At 72.2% G+C, this 18,477-nt stretch carries 14 protein-coding genes; 9 read left to right on the top strand and 5 right to left on the bottom strand.

What is annotated here, in order from left to right; genetic code table 11:
* Nucleotides 1-88: 88 nt before the first annotated feature.
* Both ACLVWQ_RS11880 and ACLVWQ_RS11875 read right to left on the bottom strand, forming a co-directional pair.
* Entirely contained in the window at nucleotides 89-1,438 is a 1,350-nt protein-coding gene (locus tag ACLVWQ_RS11880; RefSeq protein ID WP_414108346.1) for an MFS transporter, read from the bottom strand.
* A gap of 240 nt (nucleotides 1,439-1,678) precedes the next feature.
* Nucleotides 1,679-2,116, bottom strand: a complete 438-nt coding sequence (locus ACLVWQ_RS11875; RefSeq protein ID WP_414108344.1) for a MarR family winged helix-turn-helix transcriptional regulator — start codon at nucleotides 2,114-2,116, stop codon at nucleotides 1,679-1,681.
* A 167-nt stretch (nucleotides 2,117-2,283) separates the two neighbouring features.
* Between ACLVWQ_RS11875 and ACLVWQ_RS11870 the strand changes: the two genes are divergently transcribed.
* Nucleotides 2,284-2,466: a CopG family antitoxin gene (locus ACLVWQ_RS11870; protein WP_414108343.1), complete on the top strand. Its 183-nt coding sequence runs from the start codon at nucleotides 2,284-2,286 to the stop codon at nucleotides 2,464-2,466.
* 72 nt (nucleotides 2,467-2,538) lie between these two features.
* On the opposite strand, the gene ACLVWQ_RS11865 is transcribed toward ACLVWQ_RS11870, so the two are convergent.
* Nucleotides 2,539-3,990, bottom strand: a complete 1,452-nt coding sequence (locus tag ACLVWQ_RS11865) for an NCS2 family permease (RefSeq protein ID WP_414108342.1) — start codon at nucleotides 3,988-3,990, stop codon at nucleotides 2,539-2,541.
* A 138-nt stretch (nucleotides 3,991-4,128) separates the two neighbouring features.
* Between ACLVWQ_RS11865 and ACLVWQ_RS11860 the strand changes: the two genes are divergently transcribed.
* The 7 genes from ACLVWQ_RS11860 (at nucleotide 4,129) to ACLVWQ_RS11830 (ending at nucleotide 11,689) form a co-directional block, all read left to right on the top strand.
* Complete coding sequence (locus ACLVWQ_RS11860; RefSeq protein ID WP_414108341.1) at nucleotides 4,129-4,383, top strand: DUF2530 domain-containing protein; 255 nt, start codon at nucleotides 4,129-4,131, stop codon at nucleotides 4,381-4,383.
* A 425-nt stretch (nucleotides 4,384-4,808) separates the two neighbouring features.
* On the top strand, nucleotides 4,809-7,262 hold the full coding sequence (locus tag ACLVWQ_RS11855) for an HAD-IC family P-type ATPase (RefSeq protein ID WP_414108340.1): 2,454 nt from the start codon (nucleotides 4,809-4,811) through the stop codon (nucleotides 7,260-7,262).
* 87 nt (nucleotides 7,263-7,349) lie between these two features.
* A complete protein-coding gene (locus tag ACLVWQ_RS11850) occupies nucleotides 7,350-7,913 on the top strand; it encodes an RNA polymerase sigma factor (protein WP_414108339.1) in 564 nt (187 codons plus the stop codon).
* Nucleotides 7,910-8,812: a zf-HC2 domain-containing protein gene (locus tag ACLVWQ_RS11845; RefSeq protein ID WP_414108338.1), complete on the top strand. Its 903-nt coding sequence runs from the start codon at nucleotides 7,910-7,912 to the stop codon at nucleotides 8,810-8,812. Before ACLVWQ_RS11850 ends, ACLVWQ_RS11845 begins: the two co-directional genes overlap by 4 nt.
* A complete protein-coding gene (locus ACLVWQ_RS11840; RefSeq protein ID WP_414108337.1) occupies nucleotides 8,809-9,663 on the top strand; it encodes an ABC transporter ATP-binding protein in 855 nt (284 codons plus the stop codon). The genes ACLVWQ_RS11845 and ACLVWQ_RS11840 overlap by 4 nt, the downstream gene beginning before the upstream one ends.
* Nucleotides 9,660-11,117 carry a hypothetical protein gene (locus ACLVWQ_RS11835; RefSeq protein WP_414108336.1) on the top strand — a complete coding sequence of 486 codons (1,458 nt, stop codon included), beginning with the start codon at nucleotides 9,660-9,662 and terminating at the stop codon, nucleotides 11,115-11,117. The genes ACLVWQ_RS11840 and ACLVWQ_RS11835 overlap by 4 nt, the downstream gene beginning before the upstream one ends.
* Nucleotides 11,114-11,689, top strand: coding sequence for a hypothetical protein (locus ACLVWQ_RS11830; RefSeq protein ID WP_414108335.1), 576 nt, complete (start codon nucleotides 11,114-11,116; stop codon nucleotides 11,687-11,689). The genes ACLVWQ_RS11835 and ACLVWQ_RS11830 overlap by 4 nt, the downstream gene beginning before the upstream one ends.
* Nucleotides 11,690-11,911: 222 nt before the next feature.
* Here the strand turns inward: ACLVWQ_RS11830 and ACLVWQ_RS11825 are convergent, their stop codons facing one another.
* Nucleotides 11,912-15,139: a sacsin N-terminal ATP-binding-like domain-containing protein gene (locus ACLVWQ_RS11825; RefSeq protein ID WP_414108333.1), complete on the bottom strand. Its 3,228-nt coding sequence runs from the start codon at nucleotides 15,137-15,139 to the stop codon at nucleotides 11,912-11,914.
* 393 nt (nucleotides 15,140-15,532) lie between these two features.
* A complete protein-coding gene (locus ACLVWQ_RS11820) occupies nucleotides 15,533-16,537 on the bottom strand; it encodes a DUF3027 domain-containing protein (protein ID WP_414108332.1) in 1,005 nt (334 codons plus the stop codon).
* A gap of 468 nt (nucleotides 16,538-17,005) precedes the next feature.
* On the opposite strand from ACLVWQ_RS11820, the gene ACLVWQ_RS11815 reads away from it, so the two are divergent.
* Nucleotides 17,006-18,427: an MFS transporter gene (locus ACLVWQ_RS11815; protein ID WP_414108331.1), complete on the top strand. Its 1,422-nt coding sequence runs from the start codon at nucleotides 17,006-17,008 to the stop codon at nucleotides 18,425-18,427.
* Nucleotides 18,428-18,477: the final 50 nt, after the last annotated feature.

Here is an 18,477-nt window from a genome sequence, read left to right as displayed (position 1 = left end):
CGAGCACACCGGCCATAATCCGGTTACGGGTCTTGGGGTCCACACCCCCGAGCCTAACCGCCCCCTCTGCCGCACCCCCGGCGAGGGGCTACGCCGCGGTCGCCAGCTCCCGTCTCCTCGGGACGAAGCGCACGTGCGGGTGGCCGTGGTTCCAGCCGACCGACAGGCGCAGGCCTCCGACGCGGGCCAGGGCCAGGCCGACGGTGACCGCCGCCAGGGCCGAGACGACTCCGCCGACCGCGAAGCCCATCCGGGGGCCGTACGCGTCGGTGATCCAGCCGACGACGGGCGCCCCCAGCGGCGTACCGCCCATGAAGACCATCATGAACAGCGCCATGACACGGCCGCGCATGGCCGGGTCGGTGCCCATCTGGACCGCGGTGTTGGCCGTCACGTTGACGGTCAGTCCCGCCATCCCGATCGGCACCATGAGCAGGGCGAAGAGCCAGTAGGACGGGACCAGCGCGGCCACGATCTCCAGGACTCCGAAGGCGACGGCGGCGGCGATCAGCACGCGCAGCCGGGCCGTGCCGCGCCGGGCGGCGAGCAGCGCGCCCGCGACCGAGCCCACGGCCATCAGCGTGTTGAAGAGGCTGTACGCGCCCGCTCCGGCGTGGAAGACGTCGTCCGCGTACGCCGACAGCCAGACGGGGAAGTTGAAGCCGAAGGTGCCGATGAAGCCGACGAGGACGATCGGCCAGATCAGTTCGGGGCGGCCCGCGACGTAGCGGAGGCCCTCACGGAGCTGGCCCTTGCCGCGCGGGGTGCGCACGACCTGGGTCAGCTCACTGGAACGCATCATGAGCAGGCCCGCGATGGGCGCGACGAACGACAGTCCGTTGAGCAGGAACGCCCAGCCCGTGCCCACGCCGGTGATCAGCAGGCCCGCGACGGCGGGGCCGACCAGGCGGGCGGACTGGAAGTTCGCGGAGTTGAGGCTGACCGCGTTCTGCAGCTGTCCCGGGCCGACCATCTCGGCGACGAAGGACTGCCGGGCCGGGTTGTCGATCACCGTGGCGAGGCCTACGGCGAAGGCGGCGACGTACACATGCCAGACCTGGACGTGTCCGGTGAGGGTCAGGAAGGCGAGCGCGAGGCCGGTGAGGCCCATCGCGGCCTGGGTGGCCAGCAGCGTGGGGCGCTTCGGGAGGCGGTCGACGAGGACGCCGCCGTAGAGGCCGAAGAGCAGCATCGGCAGGAACTGCAGTGCCGTGGTGAAACCGACGGCGGCCGAGGAGCCGGTGAGGCTCAGCACCAGCCAGTCCTGGGCTATTCGCTGCATCCAGGTGCCGGTGTTGGAGACGACCTGGCCGGTGAAGAACAGCCGGTAGTTCCTGATCTTCAGCGAGCTGAACATCGAGGAACGGGTCTTGGGAGCGGGCGGGGAGTTGTGGTCGGCAGGTGCGGGGGCGGAGTCTGCTCCGGGTCCCGTACTCAACGGCGTTCGCCTCCTTGCGTGGCGCGGTCGTGCTGTGCGTCTTGCGTTTTTGCGTCTTGCGTCTTGCGTCTTTGCGTTCTGTGCGCGGTTCGCTTGTTCGTTTTCGCTTGTGCGCGGTTCGTTTTGCGCTCGCCGCGTTGTGCTGTGTCGGTGTCGTGTCGGGCCGCGTATCCGTGTTCGTGCGCGTCGGCGTTCGCCTTCGGGCGGGCGTGCGTGCGGGCTCCGCCGCTTCGGGTCGGCCTACATGTGCGCGAGCTTCTCCAGGACGGGGGCGGCTTCGCGGAGCTTCGCCCAGTCGTCCTCGTCGAGGCCGTCGACCAGGGAGGCCAGCCACGCGTTCCGCTTGCGGCGGCTCTCGTCGAGCATGGCCTCGGCGCGCTCGGTCTGCGTCACCACCTTCTGGCGGCGGTCGTCCGGGTGCGGTTCGAGGCGGACCAGGCCCTTGGCCTCCAGCAGCGCCACGATGCGGGTCATCGAGGGCGGCTGCACGTGCTCCTTGCGGGCGAGTTCGCCCGGCGTGGCCGTGCCGCAGCGGGCGAGGGTGCCCAGGACCGACATCTCGGTCGGGCTCAGTGACTCGTCGACCCGCTGGTGCTTGAGTCGGCGCGACAGACGCATCACGGCGGAGCGCAGGGAGTTCACGGCGGCAACATCGTCGCCATGGGTGAGGTCAGGCATGTTCTTTAGAATAACTCATTACTCTAACTAAAGACCACAGCGGCGTGGCGCAAATAGCCGTGACCCCGGCCACTGCACCACCCCCACCCAAACCATCTGTCACCCATACGAGTGAGACAGATGCAGAAAGTGACACAGGCCGCCGCCGGGCCGCGACCCTCGTACCCATGGGGACCACTGTGCTCAGCCTGCGGATAGACGAGGAGCTGCTGGAGCGGCTCCGGCATCATGCGGCGAAGAGGGGGATGAGCGTCCAGGACTACGTCGTCCGGACACTCGTCCGCGACGACTTCGACGAACGGTTCCAGACCGCGGTCGAGGAGACGGACCGGTTCTACGGGGTTCAGTGAGACTCCGATGAGCTGAACCGGGCTGAACTGAACTGAGCCGGTTCGGTGCAGGTCAGGTCGGTGCAGGTCAGGTCAGGTCAGGCCCAGCGCCGGCATCAGGTAGTAGAACGCGAAGACCGCCGAGACGACGTACATCGCGACCGGTACGTCCTTGCCGCGCCCTGCCGCCAGCCGCAGCACGACGAACGTGATGAAGCCCATGCCGATGCCGTTCGTGATCGAGTACGTGAACGGCATCATCAGCATCGTCACGAACGCCGGGATCGCGATGGTGTGGTCGGCCCAGTCGATCTGCCGGATCGAGCCGGACAGGATCAGGAAGCCCACCGCGAGCAGCGCCGGGGTGGCGGCCTGCGACGGCACCATCGTGGCGACCGGGGTCAGGAAGAGCGCGACCCCGAAGAGCGCGCCGGTGACCACGTTCGCGAAGCCGGTGCGCGCGCCCTCGCCGACGCCCGCCGTGGACTCCACGAAGCAGGTGGTCGCGGACGAGGAGGTGGCGCCGCCCGCGGCGACCGCGATGCCGTCGACGAAGAGCACCTTGCTGATGCCCGGCATGTTGCCGTCCTTGTCGGTCAGCCCCGCCTCGTCGCCGATGCCCATGATCGTGCCCATCGCGTCGAAGAAGCACGACAGCAGGACCGTGAAGACGAAGAGCACACCGGTCAGTACGCCGACCTTGCCGAAGCCGCCGAAGAGGCTGACCTGCCCGACGAGCCCGAAGTCGGGGCTCGCGACCGGGTTGCCGGGCCACTTCGGCGTGGTCAGGCCCCAGGAGGGCACGGTCGCGACCGCGTTGATCACCACGGCGACGACCGTCATCGCGACGATCGAGATGAGGATCGCGCCCGGCACCTTGCGCACGATCAGCGCCAGCGTGAGCAGCGTGCCGAGTACGAAGACCAGGACGGGCCAGCCGTCGAGGTGCCCGGTCCCGCCGAGCTGCAACGGCACGGTCGTCTGCGCGGCGTCCGGGATGCGCGACACGAAGCCCGAGTCGACCAGTCCGATCAGCATGATGAACAGGCCGATGCCGATCGCGATGCCCTTGCGCAGGCCGAGCGGCACGGCGTTCATGACGCGCTCCCGCAGACCGGTGGCCACGAGCAGCATCACCACGAGGCCCGCGAGCACCACCATGCCCATGGCGTCCGGCCAGGACATCCGGGGGGCCAGCTGGAGCGCGACGACCGTGTTCACGCCGAGGCCGGCCGCGAGCGCGATCGGTACGTTGCCGACGACGCCCATCAGGAGCGTGGTGAAGGCGGCGGTCAGCGCGGTCGCGGTGACCAGCTGGCCGTTGTCGAGCTGGTGCCCGTGCATGTCCTTCGCGCTGCCGAGGATGATCGGGTTCAGCACGATGATGTAGGCCATGGCGAAGAAGGTGGCGAAACCGCCTCGGATCTCGCGGGGCAGGGTGCTGCCCCGCTCGGAGATCTTGAAGTAGCGGTCGAGGGAGCCGGTGGCGGACGTGGGGTCCGGCTCCTTGGGCGCGGGGGCCTTGGCGGGGGCCGAGGTGGGCATGCGGGGACCTCAGACGGTGGGGGTATTTGGAGTTTCGTACGAACATAAACGGCCATGCATAGATGGTTTCAGTATGAACATATGGGGACGGTGGCGCTATCTCCGCGCGTAGATCTCGTGGCCTCGTAAGCTGTCCTCATGGCGAAGTGGACTGCGACACATGAGGCACCGGAGCCCCTGGAGGGGCCTGTGGTCGCCACCGTCACCGGTGGCACGATCCTCTGGTTCGTCCTCTTCCTGGTGCAGCTGCCGTTCTACGGCCGGCTCGACGACGACGGTCATCTGTGGTGGCTGTGGACGTGTCTGGCGGGGGCGGGGCTCGGGCTGATCGGCATCTGGTACGTCCGGGGGCGGGACGCGGCGATCAAGCGTGACGCGGCGGGGGCCCCGTAGGGGGTGCGCGGTTGTGGTGCCGGGTGCGGGTGAGTGGGGGCTGGTCGCGCAGTTCCCCGCGCCCCTGGGGGGTGGCGCACGTGTGTGCCGGGTGCGGGTCGGTGGGGGCTGGTCGCGCCGTTCCCCGCGCCCCTAAAGGCAAAAGCAGGGGCGCAGCCCCGTTTTTAGGGGCGCGGGGAACTGCGCGAGAAACCCCCACCGGCCCGCGCGTGACACACCACCTGCCCCGCCACACCCCCAGGGGCGCGGGGAACTGCGCGCTCGGCCACAGTGCGCCCGCAGGCGGACCCCGGCCTCGGCCCCGACCTCCCGCCCCCGGAGAGAACGTCCGTGTACAACCAGGGCATCACCGGGGATCCTCCGCTGGTCGGATCTTTGGTGCGCTCGGCGGGTGAAGCCGTATATCCCCCCGTACCGTCGGGTGCATGACGCACATCGACGCGGGTGCCGAACTCGACCCTGTGCACCCCGTGCCCATACCCACCCCCGCCCCGAGAGCCGTGGGCCTCTCCACCGCCGAGGTCGCGGAGCGAGTCGCACGCGGCGAGGTCAACGACGTACCGGTCCGCAGCAGCCGCTCCACCGCCGACATCATCCGCGCGAACGTCTTCACCCGGTTCAACGCGATCATCGGTGTGCTCTGGCTGATCATGATGGTCGTCGCACCGTTCCAGGACAGCCTGTTCGGCTATGTGATCCTCGCGAACACCGGGATCGGCATCATCCAGGAACTGCGCGCCAAGAAGACCCTGGACTCCCTCGCGGTCATCGGCGAGGCGCGGCCGACCGTCCGCAGGGACGGGGCCGCCACCGCGATCTCCACCTCCGGGATCGTGCTCGGGGACCTGATCGAGATCGGTCCTGGCGACAAGATCGTCGTGGACGGCGCGTGCGCCGAGGCCGACGGTCTGGAGATCGACGAGTCGCTGCTCACCGGTGAGGCGGACCCGGTCGTCAAGCACCCCGGCGACCAGGTCATGTCGGGCAGCTTCGTGGTGGCGGGCGGCGGCGCGTTCACCGCGACGAAGGTCGGACGCGAGGCGTACGCGGCGCAGTTGGCCGAGGAGGCGAGCCGCTTCACGCTGGTCCACTCGGAGTTGCGTACCGGTATCTCCACGATCCTCAAGTACGTGACGTGGATGCTGATCCCGGCCGCCGTGGGCCTGGTCATCACCCAGCTCGTCAGCAAGAACAACGGCTTCAAGGACTCGATCGCGCGAGCCGTCGGCGGCATCGTGCCCATGGTCCCCGAGGGTCTGGTCCTGCTCACCTCCGTCGCCTTCGCGATCGGCGTCATCCGGCTCGGCCGCAAGCAGTGCCTCGTCCAGGAACTCCCCGCCATCGAGGGCCTGGCCCGCGTCGACACGGTCTGCCTCGACAAGACGGGCACGCTGACCGAGGGCGGCATGGACGTCACCGAGGTACGGCCTCTGGGCCGCGACCACGAGCACGATCACGAGCACGCCAACGGCGGCGGCGAGGCGTACCTCCAGAAGGTCCTCGGTGCCTTCGGTGCCTCCGATCCCCGGCCGAACGCCTCCCTGCAAGCGATCATCGACACGTACCCGGACGCCGGGGACTGGCGCAACGAGGGCTCGCTCCCCTTCTCCTCCGCCCGCAAGTACAGCGGCGCCTCCTTCCGTGAGGGTGAGGGCAAGGGCGAGCGCGGGACCAGTACATGGCTCCTCGGCGCCCCGGACGTACTGCTCCCCGACGACGACCCCGTACTCGCCGAGACGGAACAGCTCAACGAACAGGGGCTGCGGGTCCTGCTGCTCGCGCGGGCCGTCAGGGACCTCGACGACCCGCGCGTGCAGGAGGGCGCGCGGCCGGTCGCGCTCGTCGTCCTGGAGCAGCGGCTGCGGCCCGACGCCGCGGAGACCCTGCGCTACTTCGACCAGCAGGACGTACGCGCCAAGGTGATCTCCGGCGACAACGCCGTGTCGGTCGGCGCGGTCGCCGCCAAGCTCGGCCTGCCCGGCGCCTCCGCCGCGGTCGACGCGCGCCGGCTCCCCGCCGGACGGGAGGAGATGGCCGCGGCCGTCGACGAGAGCTCGGTGTTCGGGCGGGTCACCCCGCAGCAGAAGCGCGACATGGTGGGCGCGCTCCAGTCGCGCGGCCACACGGTGGCGATGACCGGCGACGGCGTGAACGACGTACTCGCCCTGAAGGACGCCGACATCGGTGTCGCGATGGGCTCGGGCTCCGAGGCCACCCGGGCGGTCGCGCAGATCGTGCTGCTGAACAACAGCTTCGCCACGCTGCCCTCGGTGGTCGCCGAGGGGCGCCGGGTCATCGGGAACATCACCCGCGTCGCGACGCTGTTCCTGGTGAAGACGGTGTACTCGGTGCTGCTCGCGGTGCTGGTGGTGTGCTTCCAGGTGGAGTACCCGTTCCTGCCGCGGCACCTGACGCTGCTCTCGACGCTGACGATCGGCGTGCCGGCGTTCTTCCTGGCGCTCGCGCCCAACAAGGAGCGGGCGAAACCGCACTTCGTACGGCGGGTGATGCGGTACTCGATCCCGGGCGGGGTCGTCGCGGCCGTCGCCACCTTCACCACGTATCTGCTCGCGCGTCACCACTACACCGGTGAAGGGGCGTTGGACGCGGAGACCAGTGCGGCGACGCTGACGCTGTTCCTGGTCGCCATGTGGGTGCTGGCCATCATCGCCCGGCCGTACACCTGGTGGCGGGTGGGTCTGGTGGCCGCGATGGGACTCGGGTTCCTGATCGTGCTCGTGGTGCCGTGGCTCCAGGAGTTCTTCGCGCTGAAGCTGGTCGGGACGGCCATGCCGTGGACGGCCGTCGGGATCGCGGTGGCGGCCGCGGCCGTCCTGGAAGTCACGTGGCGGTGGGTGGACCGGAAGTTCACCGTGTAGCCGACCGGGGGTTCTCCGCGTGGGCGGTATGTGGCGCGGATCACGTCAGGGAGAAAACCCGCGGCGCGGCCACCGCGTCTAGCCGGTGTGAGATCACTCAGGGCAGCGCCGTTGCACGAGGTGGACGAGGAGCGTCTCGTCCGGCTGGTGGCGAGAGGCGACCGTGCCGCGTTCGAGGAGCTGTACCGGCGTACGTCGCCGTGGCTGGCGGTGCGGCTGCGCCGCCGGTGCGTGGACGAGCAGATCGTCGCCGAGGTGATGCAGGAGACCTACCTGGCGGTGTGGCGCGCGGCGGGCGCGTTCGCCGGGTCCGCCGTCGGCGGGACGGCCACCGGCTGGCTGTGGACGATCGCGGCGCGGCGCCTGGTCGACGCGTTCCGGCGCAGGGCGCACCACGCGGAGCCGCCGCCGGCCGCCGCGGCCCCCGAGGCGGCCCCCGCCGCCGAGGAGGAGGCGCTCGCGACCAGCGTCGGCGGTGATGTCGGGGACGCCCTGCGCTGCCTCGCGCCGGAGTTGAGACACGTACTGCAGGCCATGGTGCTCGACGGGCTGTCCGTCCGGGAGACCGCGGTCCTGCTCGGGCTGCCCGAGGGCACGGTCAAGACCCGTGCGCGCCGGGCCCGGATCGCGATGCGGAGGGCGCTGGTATGAGTACGGCAAGTACGGGGGGTACGGAGCACGCCTCGACGCGGGTCGTCGAGGGGTACGCGCGGGGCGGTACGGATCTCACCGCCGACGAGGTGTGGGCCGTGGAGGCCCACTTGGAGGCGTGCCGGGTGTGCCGTGACCGGCTGGCCTGCGCCGTCGGTGCCGAGGTGCCCGCCGTGGCGTCACTGGTCGACACCGTGTGGTCCCGCCTCGAACCCCGGCTGGCGGACACCGCGCCGATGCCGCGCGGACGGCGCTGGTCGGCACGGCTGTCGCGGTGGATGACGCCCACGATGGTGCCCTGGCTGGCCATGGCCGTGGCCGTGTCGCTGCTGGCCCTGCTGCTCGACCTGACCGGCTCCCTCACCGGCCCTCCCACCGTTCCAGGTCCAGGTCCAGGTCCCGGGTTCGGATTCGGGTCCGGGTCCGGGTCCGGCGAGGTGTCGCTGGTGCTGCTCTTCGCACCGGTCCTGCCCGTGCTCGGCGTCGCGGCGTCCTGGTCGCGCGGTCTGGACCCCGCGTACGAACTGACGGCCGCGGCGCCCAGGGCCGGGCTGTACCTGGTGCTGCGGCGCACCGCGTCCGTGCTCGCCGTGGTCGTCCCCGCGCTGCTGGTGTGCGGCTGGGTGACGGGCGTGATGGTGGCCCAGTGGCTGCTGCCCTGCCTGGCCTTCACGGCAGCCACGCTGGCGCTCGGCGGAGTCCTCGGGGTGACCCGCGCGGCCGTCGGACTCGGCGCCGTGTGGGCCGCCGTGGTGGTGGTGCCGACCATGGCCACCCAACGTACCGCCGTCGCCCTGCGGGCCGACGGACTGCCCGTGTGGGGACTGCTCCTCGCACTCGGCGTCGGTGTCGTGATCGCCCGCAGAGGCGCGTACACCGTGCCGGGAGCCCATCGATGACCTTCGGGAAGGAACACCACATGACGTCCGCGGTGAGCGCGGCCGACCTCGCGCCGACGGCCTACGCCTGGGAGATCCAGGCCACCGGGCTGAGGGTGCGGGTCGGCAGGAAACGGATGGCGGTCGACGGGCTCGACCTGTCGCTGGGCACCGGCGTGCACGGGCTCCTCGGCCCCAACGGGGCGGGCAAGACCACCCTCATCCGGACGCTGGCCACCGTGCTGCGCCCCACCGAGGGCACCTTGGAGATGCTCGGCCGGCCGGTCGGCGGTGTGAGCGGAGCCGGCGAGCACCGGGCGCTGCGCCGCCGGATCGGTTACCTGCCGCAGGAGTTCGGCTACTACAAGCGCTTCACGGTGCGCGAGTTCGTCGAGTACATGGCGTGGCTGAAGGAGGTCCCGAAGGCGGAGATCCCCGCGGCGGTGCAGCGTGCCGTCGAGCGGGTGGGCCTCGCGGACCGCGCCGACGACCGGATGAAGTCGCTGTCGGGCGGCATGGTGCGCCGGGTCGGTATCGCCCAGGCCATCGTCAACGACCCGACGGTCCTGCTCCTCGACGAGCCGACGGTCGGCCTGGACCCCGCGCAGCGGCTGCGTTTTCGCCAACTGCTCCAGGAACTGGGCACGGACACCTGTGTCCTCGTCTCGACCCATCTGGTCGAGGACGTCGCCGCCGCCTGCACCGACGTGGTGCTCTTCGCCGAGGGCCGCCTGGTCTTCCAGGGCACCCCGGACGACCTGGCGGCGGCGGGCAGCCCCGAGCACGTGGGCGACAGCCCCCTGGAGCGCGGCTACTCGGCGCTGTTGCAGGGTCCGGACCAGGGCTCCGGCCAGGAGAGGGGCACCTGGTGAACCTCCGTGCCCCGCACAGCCCACGTATCCCCTACGTCCCGCGCATCCCACGCGTCGTGCGCATCGAGCTGAAGCGCTCCGTCGCCCCGTGGGCCGGCGCCGTGGTCCTGGTGGCGTCGTTGGCGTTCCTCCATCTGCTCCACGGCGAGTGGTGGCAGGGCACCACGGCGTGGACGGCCCAGTGGACGCCCATGGCGCTGTGGACCCGCTCCCTGCTGTTCTACCTGTGGCCGCTCGCCGTGGGGCTCGGGGCGTTGCAGGGCCTGCGCGACCACCGTTCGAAGATGCCCGAGCTGCTGACGAGCACACCGCGGCCCGCCCGGCACCGCGCGGGCGCGCTGGCCGGCACGACGGCGATCACGCTGACCTCGGCCTTCGCGCTCCTCGTCCTGGTGGGCGCGGTCCACGTGCTCTCCCACAGCGAGTACACACACCTCGGGTGGCTGCCGATCTCACTGGTGGCGGCGCTCTCCCTCGTCGCGGGGTCCGTGCTGGGCATGGGAGCCGGGAAGGCCCTGCCGTCCGTGCTCACCCCGCCCCTGACGGCCATGGCCGCCTTCGTGTTCACGGCCCTGATGCACATGTCGCTGGGCAGGACGAGCACGACCGGGGCCATGGGGGTCCCGAGCACGGAGCCGAACAAGATCTCGCTGCTGTCACCGGAGGTGGAGGTGCGCGGTGTGTTCGTCACGCTCTCCTCAGCCGTGCACCTCGGGCAGACCGTCTGGCTGCTCGGCATGGCCGCGACCGGCTTCGCGCTGCTGGTCGCGGCGACCCGGCGGGTCCGGCTGCTCGCCCTGACGCCCCTGCTGGCGGGCACGGTGCTCGCCCTGCTCGTCCTGCCCTCCGCCCCCGACCGGATGTACGTCGTCGACGAGGCCGCCACGGAGCAGGTGTGCGAGGGGCCGGTGTGCGTGACCAGGACGCATCAGGACCGGCTCGCCGACCTGGCCGGTCCTGGCAAGGAGGCGCTGCGCCTGCTGCGCGACGCCCTGGGCGACCGGGCGCCGACGGCGGTCCGGGAGAACACCGCGGTACTGCCGGAAGGCGCCACGCCCCGGTGGTCCCGCGAGACCGTGCTCATCGACTTCGACGACGACACCCTCGGCGCCGCGAAGGGCGAGGAGCTGACCTCCGCGGTGATCGCCAAGGGCATGGTGCCGGGGTGCTCCCCCGCCGGCTGGAGCACCGTGGGGAACAGCACGTACGCGCAGACCGCCGCGGTGGGCTGGGTGCTCGGGGAGTTCAAGCTGCTTCCCGGCACGGAGCCCGCGGGCTGGCGCCGGGAGGTCGACGCCAAGAGCCGCCCGGTGTGGCAGAAGCTCACGGCGCTGCCGCGGGCCGAACAGCTCGCCCGGATCACCGCGATGCGCACGGTCGCGTTCTCCTGCGAGGACGAGGGCGACCCCTTGGACGCGCTGTCCGGCGGCGGCAGCGGCGGTGGGTCCCGGTGAGGTGGCTGATCCTTTACGCACGCTCGCGTCAGGTACCCGCGTCGCTAGCCGCGGTGGTGCTCAGCGCGGTGGCGGTGTGGGTGCTCGTCCGGGACGGGGGCGAGGGCCCCGCCGACCCGCGGCTGTCCGTACTCGTCCTCGCCACGGGGGTGATGGCGGCCTCGATCGGGCTCGGCGGGCAGGACCTGGCGCTGGACCGGACGGCCGCGATCCGCTGGGTGCCGCGCAGAGCGGCCCACGTGCTGCTGGCCGGCGCTGCCGTCGGCGCGACGCTGCTCGCGGTGCAGTTGATGGGCGGGCCCACGGCCACCGCCGCGTTCGTGGTCCGGGACTGCGCGGGCCTGATGGGCCTTGCCGCGCTGGGCGCGGCGCTGGCGGGCGCCCAGTACGCGTGGACGCTGCCGTTCGCCTGGCTGTCGTTCACGCTCTTCGCCCCACCGGCGACGAGCACACCGACCCGGGTGGCAACCTGGCTGCTCCTGCCCCCCGACACCCCGACAGCCACCTGGACGTCCCTGGCACTCACCACCATCGGCACAACGGCCTACGCACTGACGGGCCCAAAAAACTAACGTCGAGATACGCAGGCAACAACGCAACCTTCTAGGGGCGCGAGGAACTGCGCAATCATTTAGGGGCGCGAGGAACAGCGCAACCTTCCAGGGCGCGGGGAACAGCGCGACCTTCCAGGGGCGCGGGGAACTGCGCAATCTTTTAGGGGCGCGGGGAACTGCGCGACCAGCCACAGCGCACCCGCACCCGACCCGACAACCCGAGCCCACCCCTCAGTCGAATCAGTCGAACCAACGATCCCGCGCCAACTCCTCCGTCCTGGACGGATCCTCCAACAGCGCGGCCACCTCGAACCGCCGAGGCCACTGCCCCGTCGCCCAGGCGAGCCCCGCCGCAACCCCCTCGACCGTGGCGGCGTGCAGCACCCCGTCACGAGTGCGGCGCCAGTCGAGTTCGGTGCCGTCGACGACGAGTTCCTCGTGTTCGAGATAGGTCGCGGGGGTCGACGGACCCAGCAGGGTCCGTACGGACTCCGGTACGTCGTGTTCGGCCCCCTCGCTCGTCACCTCGCCGGTGACGGACTCACTCAGCCGCCGGACCTGGAACAGCTCCGCGAGGTCGGCGGCCCGCGCGGGCCGTACCGGCAGCAGCGGCGTCCCCGCGGTGAAGGGCAGCAGGTCGGGCGAGTCCACGACCACGGCGTCGGCCGCGTCCACCACCCGCACCTCGCCGTCCACGACGGCCCGCAACTCGTCCGGCAGCGTGACCTGTTCGGGATCGAGGTCGGCCAACGCGCCGTACAGCGCGTGCAACTGGGTCGCCGAGACCTCACGGTCGGGGTCCGCAAGCCGGTCCAACAGCTCCGCGCCGCCCCCGGGTTCGGCCAGCAGCGCGGCCACGGACGTACGGACGCCGAGGGCCCGCAGCACCTGCTCGTCGTCGAAACCGGCCGCGTCGGCGGCGTCGTACAGACCGTGCAGGAGCGGGTCGCCGCCCGCCGCGCGCAGACCGGCCGGGCGGCGGCCGTCGAGGACGGGGTGTCCGCGCAGCCACCAGGCGGTGTAGGACCGGATGATCTCGTGCGTGCCGTCCGGCAGCAGGACGCGGACCGGCTGGGTGAGCGCGTCGCGCAGCGGCGGCCGGGAGAGCAGGGCCAGGGCCTGCGGCCAGCGGTCGTCGTCCACGAGGTCGAGGTCGCGTACGGCGACGATCTCCGTCGCGACGGGCGGCACCGGCGACTGAGGCAGCCCGTCGAGGGCGTCCTCGCACCACACGTCGACGGCGTCGAGCAGCCCCGCGTCGTCGGGCTCGGCGAAGTCGCCGTCCCGCGGCTCCAGTTCGTCGGGGTCCAGGACGACGTCCGTGGCGCGTACGAGCGCGAAGTCGGCCAGTACGCCACAGGCGGCGAGCGGCTGTTCGCCCCAGCGCTCGGCCAGTTCGGCGTCGACAAAGGCGAGTTCGTCCTCCCGCATCACCTGCGCGAAGGGGCTGCCGGGCAGCACGAGTTCGCCGGCCGGGACGAGTTCGCCCTCGTCGTCGGGGAGCGCGAGGGCGCCGAGCCAGGGTTCGTCGCCGGGTTCGAGGCGGGCGTCCCGGACGAGCGCGAGGACGGTGTCGGCGAGTTCCTCGGCGTCCGGGGTGGTGTCGTCGTCCCAGCCGCCGCGGTCGTCGTCGAGGGATCCCGCGACGGCGGCGCGGACCTGCGGGGTGGTCAGGACGGCCCGCGCGGTGGCGGGCAGGGCGCCCAGTTTCTCCAGGAGCGGATGGACGGCGTCCGGGTGGGCGACCTTGAGGCCGAGCCGGGCGAGGGCGTCGGGCGCGGCCTGGGCTCCGCCTTCGGACCGGGTTCCTTCGAACCCGGTTCCCTCGGTCCCGTCGACGACGGGCAGCAGGATCTGCCGGGGCCCGATGGTCGTACGCCCGTCGGCCAGCGGCACGGGCAGCCCGGACAGCCGGTCCGGGTCGACCCCGGCGAGGCTGTCGTACAGGCGCCGCCACCACTCGGGGGCCTTCTCCAGGCCCGCGAGCCGGTCGACCGCCTCGGTCAGCGGCACCCGCGCGACCCCCAGGGTGCGCAGTTCCACGCGCCGTTCGAGCCCGGCGGGCAGCAGGCTGGGCAGCACCTCCGCGAGCACCTGCACGGTCTCGGCGCCTGCGCCCTCCACCACCTCGGCGTCGCGGGGCCGCAGGGCCTCGGGCAGGTCAGGGTCCTCGCCCGGTTCGACGGCGGGCGGCAGGAACGCCGTCCGCGGCAGCCGTTCGAGGATCGCCTGCCGCAGGGCCCCGTCCAGTTCGCCCTGGCCGAGCGGGCCCGGCACCAGGCCGATGATCTCGGAAGTCACGGGACGCCAGGCGGCGAGCAGTTCGACGTACGCGTCCGCCGCGCGCTGGACCAGGAAGTCGGTGAGCGGCCCGGGGGCGGCGTGGCGGCGGGTGGTGTCGAGCGGGAGCGAGGCGATGAGCAGCGCGGGCACGCCGAGAGGTTCGTCGCTGGGGGTGGGCGCGTGCACGACGGGCCCGGTGCGGGGGCGTCCGGGGGTGCCGTCGGTGTCGACCGGGACGGCCCAGGTGACCGACCAGCGGGGGCGCAGCCGCTCCTCGACGGGCCGGTCGGCGAGCAGCGCGGGCTCCAGGGCGCCGTGCGCGGAGACGGTGCGCCACCGGGTCGTCCCGTCCCGGGAGTCCTCGACGACCACGTCACCGTTGTCACCGCCGCCGACCGCGCCGACCGCACCGTCTGCGCTTTCGCGTTCGCGTTCGCTTTCGGTACGGCGTCGGATGGTGCGTACGGTGCCGCCCTCGGCCCCGATCTCGACGACCACTTCTTCGAGTCCGGGCAGGGCGAGCAGCAGGGCGTCGTCGATCCCGGCGAGCAGCCGCTCCGCGAGATCCTCCGCGGCCGGGTCCCGCAGCGGCAGGATCACGACGCTGTCGTACGTGTCCGGTGCGGTGCCCTCGGCCGGGAACGGCAGCCGGAGCAGCGGCACATGGCCGTCACGGCGGCGCAGTTCGTCCCCGAGCCCGGGGCTGTGGCGGGCCACGTCGAGGGCGAGGTCGCGGGCCTCGGCGAGGGACCAGCGGACGCCGCCGTGCCGTCCCAGCAGGGCGGGCTCGTCGGTCACGGCGATGACGGCCGCGAAGCCGACGCCGAACCGGCCGACCGCGCTGTCGCTGTCGTCCCGCTTGGCGGAGGCGCGCAGGGTGGAGAGGGACTCCACGCCGGTCGCGTCCAGCGGGGCGCCGGTGTTGGCGGCGGCGAGGACTCCGTCGCGCAGGGTGAGCCTCAGCCGGCCGGGGACGCCTGCGCGGGAGGCGGCGTCGGCGGCGTTCTGTGCGAGCTCGACGACCAGGCGGTCCCGGTATCCGCCGAGGACGAGGTCCTCTTCGGAGTTGGCGTCCTCGCGGAACCGCGCCGGGCTCGTCGCCCAGGCGTCCAGCACCCCGCGTCGCAGCCGCGCCGTGCCGAACGGATCGATGCCCTCGGCGGCAGGCCGCACGAAGTTGCCCACGGTTCACTCTCCCTCTCGCATGGAACGGCCACGGCGATGCCGGGACCGCCGCAAGAAGGTACCGCGGGTTTCCTTGCAGGAGGCTCGGCCGGGTCGCTGGTGCACCGGTCACGCCGTCCGCGGCCCGGTGGGGCTGATCGCCCTGAAAAGATCGCGCAGTTCCCCGCGCCCCCAAAAGACTGCGCAGTCCCCGCGCCCCTTCAATGCACGCAGTTCCCCGCGTCCCGCAAGATTGCGCAGTTCCCCGCGCCCCTGGGTGTGCCGCCGGCATGCCGCGTGCCCCTGGGCGCCCCGAAGGGGCGCGGGGAACTGCGCGCTCAGGCTCCGTCGGCCGGCACCCGCCAGACGCGCCGGGCCCCCACCCCGGTGGGCACCTGCCAGGCTGACGCAGGGCTAGGAGTGGCCGAATTCCGCCGACGCCTCGTCCGGTCCCACCGACACCGACCCCGAGTCCGGCGACGGACGCAGCGGGAACGGATCCACCCGCGTCTCGTCGATCACCGGCGGAGCCGGCCGCGCCGGCTTCGGCATGACCGCCGCCTCGGAGTGCCCACCGCACCCGTACGACAGGGACACCACCCGGCCGTCAGCCGGAGAGATCTCGTTCGCGCACACCCCGAACGCCTGCCCGAGCGATCCCCCGATGGGGTTAAGGAAGCCACAGCTGACGCAGGTGGCGGGCGCGGCCTGCGCCATCGCCGTCTTCGCCCCGTACGACTCCTCCCACCGGTCGGCCGCGATGTGCAGCCCGTACCGCGACAGGACCCGGGCCCGCCGCATGCCCAGCTCCTCCGCGACGGAGGCGATCGAGCCACGGGAGGGCACCAGCGGCGCGGCGACCGGTGTCCCGATCGTGACCTCGGCCCCCTCGGCACCCCCCGCGTCGGCCGACCGCACGGTCTCCCCGGAGCCGTCAAAACCGCCGGACGTCCCGGAGAAATCGGAGAAGTCGGAGAGGTCGGACAGCTCGGCGCGCTCCGAGATCGCCGCGTTCGGCGCGGGCTCGTCCTCGCCCGAGTAACCGGGCTCCAGCCGCAGATCCTCCGCGTCCGTGGGCAGCAGGTCCCCGGGACCCATGTCCCCGGGCCGCAGCCGCTCGCTCCACGGCACCCACTCGGGTGCCAGGAGCGCGTCGGTGCCGGGCAGCAGCACCGTTTCGTCGAGGGTGACGACCTTCGCCCGCGAGGCACGGGCCACGGTCACGGCCCAGCGCCACCCGCGGTAGCCCATCTCCTTGCACTCGAAGAAGTGCGTGACGACGCGGTCGCCTTCGCTGACCACCCCGGCGTGCTCCCCGACAACGCCGGGAGCGGCGGCCTCCTCGGCGGCTGTCCGGGCGAGGTCCACGGCCTCGGCGCACAGACGGTCGGGGGTTCGGCTTCGCGTTGTCGCGCTCACAGGTATCGCTTCTCTCCTACGCCGTCTCTCGAGTGCGCCGTCCTCGACGGGGTGCGGACGGAGCGGACCGGAGGGCCGCGTCGACGTCCGCGCCCGATCGCACTCGGGCGCACCTACGTCATCCATTCTGCGGGATGACCGAGAGGCGCGCGGCCGAGAACAACTGCCGCGGGCGCGTTACGCACGCTACCGTCTCGTCGGCGCTGGGCCTACACCGGCGTTGCCTTCACCACTTCGCGGCGTTTCCCCGACAGGGCCCCAGCGGGGTCTCAGCGGGGCCCCGGACACGGCCCTGACCGGGGCCCTGACCGGGGCCTGGCCTGGTCAGCGCCCGGTCCTGGCCCGGTGCTGGCCGGTTCCCGACCCGGGTGCGGCCGCGCCGACCGGTATCGGATCCCCGGGGCCCAGTCAGTCGCTATACGAGCGGTAACCGCACTACATACGCCGTTCTCGGGGCACTATTGCGGAGTGGCAGCCGCGAGGTCGCCCCATGGCACCGCCGGAATCGGTGCCGCCGGGGCAGAGGACAAGAGCGGATCGGGCCCGGTGCGCGGGGCCGTCCGTTCTGTCGGCCATGCCCTGCACCTGCCGTTCTCCGGTACGGCGAGAGGCATCAGAAAGGCGACCCACGCGCACGGCGCGGGCGAGTCGGGCCTCGGAAAACTGATCGAACTGCACGGGGTGAACGGCGCCGGCGACATGATGATCACCGTGGCGCTCGCCTCCACGGTGTTCTTCTCGGTGCCGACGGACGAGGCCCGCGGCCGGGTGGCGCTCTACCTGGCCATCACCATGGCACCGTTCACGCTCCTTGCCCCGGTCATCGGCCCCCTCCTGGACCGCCTGCCGCACGGCCGCCGCGCCGCGATGGCGGGCGCGTTCATCGCCCGCGCCTTCATGGCCCTGCTGCTGTCGAGCGCGGTCGTCACGGGCAGCATCGAGCTGTATCCGGCGGCCCTCGGCGTCCTGGTGGCCTCGAAGGCGTACGGGGTGGTCAGAAGCGCCGTGGTGCCCCGGCTGCTGCCACCCGCGTTCTCCCTGGTGAAGGCCAACTCACGGGTCACGCTCGGCGGTCTGCTCGCGACCGGCGTGGCGGCCCCGATCGGCGCGGGGCTCCAGGCCCTGGGCCCCCGCTATCCGCTCTACGGCGCCTTCGTGATCTTCGTGGTGGGTACGTTCCTGTCGTTCTCGCTGCCGCACAAGGTCGACTCGGCCAAGGGTGAGGACAAGGCCCTGCTCGCCGCGGACGAACAGCACCTGCGCGGACCGCACCTGAAGGAGGCCAGGCGTCCGGGCCTGCGCACGGTCGGTACGGGGGTCACGCACGCCCTCGCCGCCAACGCCGCGCTGCGCGGTCTCTCCGGGTTCCTGATCTTCTTCCTCGCGTTCCTGCTGCGCGAGCATCCGCTGGCCGGCACCAGCGCGGCGCTCTCACTGAGCATCGTCGGCGTGTCGGCGGGCGTGGGCAACGCACTGGGCACGGCGGTCGGAGCGGCCCTCAGATCCCGGGCGCCCGAGCTGATCATCGTCACGGTGGTCGCGGTGGTGCTGGGCGTGGCGATCACGGCGGCGGTGTTCTTCGGGGTGCTCCTGGTGGCGGTGCTCGCCGCGTTCGCCGGGTTCGCCCAGGCGCTCTCCAAGCTGTCCCTGGACGCCCTGATCCAGCGGGACGTGCCGGAGCTGGTGCGGACCTCGGCGTTCGCGCGCTCGGAGACTCTGCTGCAGATGGCCTGGGTGGTCGGCGGGGCGATCGGCATCGCCCTGCCGCTCAACGGCACGCTCGGCATGGCGGTGGCCGCCACGATCATCGCGACCGGCTGGCTCACCACCGTCCGCGGGCTGCTGAGCACGGCCCGGCACGGCGGCCGGCAACACGCGCACCTGGCCTGATCGGGGCCCGCGGCACGCCGCGTACCCCACCCGCGTAGCCGGGGCGCCCG

Origin of the sequence: Streptomyces sp. CWNU-52B, assembly GCF_047444975.1 — a bacterium.
Lineage (GTDB): Bacteria > Actinomycetota > Actinomycetes > Streptomycetales > Streptomycetaceae > Streptomyces.
This window is presented reverse-complemented; position numbering and strand designations above follow the sequence as displayed.